Here is a 1,368-nt window from a genome sequence, read left to right as displayed (position 1 = left end):
ATGGAATCTGGATTTTTCTTAATTCCGCTTGCGCCTGGAATTGAAGACAATGAAGCTTTACGAGAAGAATACTTCGAAAAAATCATCACGCGTTTTGAAGAACTGACACAGCAAAAGATAAAAAATAGCATTATCTTTAAGAGATCATTCTGTAAAAATGATTTTGTAGCCGATTACAACGCCTATAAAGGAAACGCTTACGGAATGGCCAACACGTTATTGCAAACGGCTTTTTTAAGACCAAAATTAAAAAGCAAAAAAATCAAGAATCTATATTTTACAGGACAATTAACTGTTCCTGGCCCAGGTGTTCCGCCTGCTTTAATTTCAGGAAAACTCGCAGCTGAATTAATTCAAAAATCTTTTAGATCTTAAAAAATGAAATCACTATTTGACGCCGTTTCTTTCAAATGCAGCAAACTGGTAACCAAAAATTACAGCACCTCATTTTCACTAGCCGTAAAAATGCTTTCTCCAAGCATTCGCGATGCCATTTACAGCATTTACGGATTTGTTCGTTTTGCTGACGAAATTGTAGATTCATTCCATGAATATGAAAAAGAATATCTTATTGAAGATTTTGAAAAAGAATATTACAAAGCAATGCAATTAGGCATTAGCTTAAATCCGATTTTGAATTCGTTTCAGCATACTGTCAAAGAATACAATATTACAGACGATCTCGTTCAAGCTTTTCTAAAAAGTATGAAAATGGATCTCATTAAATCTAATTATCAAACTCAAACAGAATATATCGATTATATCTACGGTTCTGCCGATGTAGTGGGATTAATGTGTTTGAAAGTTTTTGTTTCTGGAAAAGAGCACAAATACGAACAGCTAAAAAATGAAGCCATGCGTTTGGGATCTGCTTTTCAGAAAGTAAATTTCTTGAGAGATTTAAAAGATGATAATACGATTTTAAATCGGGCTTATTTTCCAGGCATCAACCTGAATAATTTTAATGAAGATTCGAAAAACCAAATCATCAAAGAAATTGAAGAAGATTTCAGAATTGCTTATCAAGGAATTGTAAAATTACCAATCGAAGCAAAATTTGGCGTTTATACCGCTTATGTTTATTATAAAAAACTGCTTCAAAAGCTAAAAAATACGCCTTATTATGAAATTGGAAATTCCAGAATTCGAGTTTCCAATTACACAAAAGCAGGACTTTTGGCGCAGTCTTTTGTGACTTATAAATTGAAGTTGGTTTAATTTCGTTCAGCTTTGTACTTACAATTAAACCAACAGTATGTCATTTCGACGAAGGAGACTCGAGCGATAGCGAACAGGCGAAGCAAATCTTCGCAAGTAGCTCCGCAATCTAAAGTGACAATCTTTGTCGAGTTTCTCGCGAAGATTTCT

The 1,368-nt window shown here is 33.8% G+C and carries 2 protein-coding genes; both read left to right on the top strand.

Annotation, left to right across the window (positions count from 1 at the left end):
* Positions 1–375: phytoene desaturase family protein (locus B3J44_RS05565; protein ID WP_286966667.1), on the top strand; the 375-nt coding region annotated here is incomplete at its 5' end.
* Positions 376–378: 3 nt separating this feature from the next.
* A complete protein-coding gene (locus B3J44_RS05560) occupies positions 379–1,218 on the top strand; it encodes a phytoene/squalene synthase family protein (protein ID WP_198858157.1) in 840 nt (279 codons plus the stop codon).
* Positions 1,219–1,368: the final 150 nt, after the last annotated feature.

It is taken from the genome of Flavobacterium sp. UBA4854, assembly GCF_002399805.1.
Classification (GTDB): Bacteria; Bacteroidota; Bacteroidia; order Flavobacteriales; family Flavobacteriaceae; genus Flavobacterium; species Flavobacterium ginsengisoli.
Note: the sequence above shows the minus strand (reverse complement) of the source record. Positions and strands in the feature narration are given on the sequence as shown.